Below are 3,016 nucleotides of genomic sequence, written 5' to 3' on the forward strand. Positions count from 1 at the left end.
GGGCAGGGCCTCCGGTCCTGGTACATCTACTTCTTCCAGACGTCGGTGCTGCCGGAACTGCTGTGGCGGGCCGGGATGGCGAAGCCGTTCGCCAAGGCCCTGGAGCTCGGAGAGGGCGTCCCGCCCCGGCAGGGCCACCCGGCCGGGACCATGGCGCGCGACGCCGCGGCGGGGGTCGGGCTGTACCGGGCGAACATGCTCCAGCGGCTGCGCCGCCCGCGCGACCGGCGAACGGACGTCCCGACCCAGGTCATCGTCCCGACCAAGGACCTGTTCGTCTCGCCGCACCTGGTCGGCGGGCTGGCCGGACGCGTCCCGAACCTGTCGCTGCGCACGCTCAAGGCCGGGCACTGGGTGCCCCGCAGCCACCCCGACGTCGTCGCCCGCTGGGTGAGCGAGCACATCGCGGGCGTGCGGGGCGGCCCGCTCGGCGCCGCCGAGTCGCGCGCGCTCAGGCGGGCCAGGGTGGCCGGGGGCCGGCGGTCCTTCGACGGCTCCCTCGTCGTCGTCACGGGCGCGGGCAGCGGGATCGGCCGCGCGACCGCGCTGGCCTTCGCCGAACGCGGCGCCGAGGTGGTCGCCGCCGACATCGACCGGGCCTCCGCCGAGCGCACCGCCGAACTCGCCGGCCTCCTCGGCCCCGCGGCACACGCCTTCCAGGTGGACGTGTCCGACCGCGGCGCGATGGAGGACTTCGCCAAGGCGGTCATGCACGAGCACGGCGTGCCGGACGTCGTGGTCAACAACGCCGGGATCGGGATGGCCGGCCCGTTCCTGGAGCACAGCGCCGACGACTGGCGCAAAGTCCTGGACGTCAACCTGTGGGGCGTCCTCCACGGCTCGCGGCTCTTCGCCGAGCAGATGGTGGAGCGAGGGCAGGGCGGCCATATCGTCAACACCTCCTCCGCCGCCGCGTTCACGCCGTCCCGCGCGCTGCCCGCCTACGCGACCAGCAAGGCGGCCGTGCTGATGCTGTCGGAGTGCATGCGCGCCGAGCTGAAGGGCCAGGGCATCGGGGTCAGCGCCGTGTGCCCGGGGATCGTCAACACCAACATCACCCGCACGTCCCGCTTCGTCGGCCGGGGCGAGGAGGACGAGGCGCTCAGCCGGGAGCGCGTCACGCGGGCCTACGCGCGCCGCGGCTACGGGCCGGAGCGCGTGGCGGAGCAGATCGTCGCGGCCGTCCGCGGCGACCGCGCGGTCGTCCCGGTGACCCCGGAGGCGCGCCTCGGCTACCTCGGGTCGCGTGTGGCGCCGGGCGTCATGCGGCTGCTGGCCCGGCTCGACGTGGGCTGACCGCCGCCCCTCCGCGAGAGCCCGTAAGGTGATCACCGGGAGGGATGCCGCATGGCCGACGCCGTCGTCGTCGGCGCGGGGCACAACGGCCTCGTCGCCGCGAACATGCTGGCCGACGCCGGGTGGGACGTGGAGGTGCTCGAAGCGCAGCCCGAACCGGGCGGCGCGGTGCGCAGCGACCGGGGAGTCCACCCCGACCACGTGAGCGACCTGTGCAGCGCGTTCTACCCGCTCGGAGTCGCCTCGCCCGCGATGCGGGCGCTGGAGCTGGAGCGGCACGGACTGCGCTGGCGGCACGCGCCCGCCGTCCTCGCCCACCCGCTCCCGGACGGGCGCTGCGCCGTCCTGGAGCGCGACCGCGACGCGACCGCCGCGGGCCTCGACGCGCTCGGCGCGGGCGACGGCGAGGCGTGGCTGCGCCTCTGCCGCCTCTGGGACGAGATGGGAGAGGACGTCCTGCGCGCCCTGCTCGGCCCGTTCCCGCCGGTGCGGGCCGCGCTGCCGCTGCTGGCGTCCGCGCGCCGGGCGGGCGGACTCCGCGCCGTCCGCACGCTGCTGGCCCCCGTCCGCACGCTCGGGGAGCAGGAGTTCACCGGCCCCGGCGGCACGCTGCTGCTCGCCGGGTCGACGCTGCACACCGACATGTTCCCCGAGTCGACCGCCGGGTCGCTGTTCGGCTGGCTGCTCGCCATGGCCGGGCAGCGGCACGGGTGGCCGGTCCCCGAGGGCGGCGCGGGCGAGCTGACGGCGGCGCTCGTGCGGCGGCTGGAGTCGCGCGGCGGGCGCGTCCGCTGCGACACCCCGGTCGCCTCGGTCGTCGTGCGGGACGGGCGCGCGCTCGGCGTCCGCGCCGCGTCGGGCGAACCGGTGCGCGCCGCGAGGGCCATCCTCGCCGACGTGTCGGCCCCCGCCCTCTACGGCGGCCTGGTCGGCTGGTCCGACCTGCCGGCCTCCCTGCGCGCCGACATGCGCCGCTTCGTCTGGGACCACGCGACCTTCAAGGTGGACTGGGCCCTCTCCGGGCCGATCCCGTGGGCGGCGGACGGCGCCGGGCGCGCCGGGACCGTCCACCTGTCCCCCGGCCTGGACGCGATGACCGACTACAGCGCGCAGCTCGCCACCGGGCGCGTCCCGTCCGAGCCCTTCGCGCTCCTCGGCCAGATGACGACCACCGACCCCGCCCGCTCCCCCGCCGGAACCGAGTCGGTCTGGGCGTACACCCACGTCCCCCACCGGGTGAAGGCCGACGCCGGGCCTGACGGCATCACCGGCGCCTGGGACGAGCGCGAGCGCGACGCCATGGCGCGCCGCCTCGAGGACGTCGTCGAACGCCTCGCCCCGGGCTTCCGCTCCCGCGTCCTCGGCCGCCGCGTCACCGCGCCGCCCACGTTCCAGGACCACGACGCCAACCTGCGCGGCGGCGCGCTCAACGGCGGCACCGCGATGCTCCACCAGCAACTGGTGTTCCGGCCCGTTCCCGGCCTCGGGCGCCCCGAGACACCGGTCGCGGGCCTGTACCTGGCGTCGGCCTCCGCGCACCCGGGCGGCGGCGTGCACGGCGCGTGCGGCGCCAACGCGGCCCGCGCCGCCCTGGCCCACGCCGGTCCGGCGGGGCGCCTGCTCATCCCCCGCTTCGCGCGCGACCAGCCCGGCGGCACGGGCGGGCCGCCGTCCTAGACCGGCCCGATCACACCGCGGTTCAGGGGCGGGTCGAGCAGCC

2 protein-coding genes are annotated in these 3,016 nt (G+C 77.1%); both read left to right on the forward strand.

The window, feature by feature from the left end; all coding sequences use genetic code 11:
- Nucleotides 1–1,296 (forward strand): SDR family oxidoreductase (locus tag AB0C69_RS40555; protein WP_360361827.1); only part of this gene is annotated, 1,296 nt, incomplete at its 5' end.
- Nucleotides 1,297–1,347: 51 nt separating this feature from the next.
- Nucleotides 1,348–2,973 (forward strand): NAD(P)/FAD-dependent oxidoreductase, encoded by a 1,626-nt coding sequence (locus AB0C69_RS40560; protein WP_360361830.1) that lies wholly within the window; start codon nucleotides 1,348–1,350, stop codon nucleotides 2,971–2,973.
- Nucleotides 2,974–3,016: the final 43 nt, after the last annotated feature.

Origin of the sequence: Actinomadura sp. NPDC048032, from assembly GCF_040653175.1 — a bacterium.
GTDB classification, from domain to species: domain Bacteria; phylum Actinomycetota; class Actinomycetes; order Streptosporangiales; family Streptosporangiaceae; genus Spirillospora; species Spirillospora verrucosospora.

What these genes read in the sequence shown, in the direction of transcription:
- AB0C69_RS40560 (WP_360361830.1), top strand. Translation starts at nt 1,348, where the DNA reads ATGGCCGACGCCGTCGTCGTCGGCGCGGGGCACAACGGCCTCGTCGCC.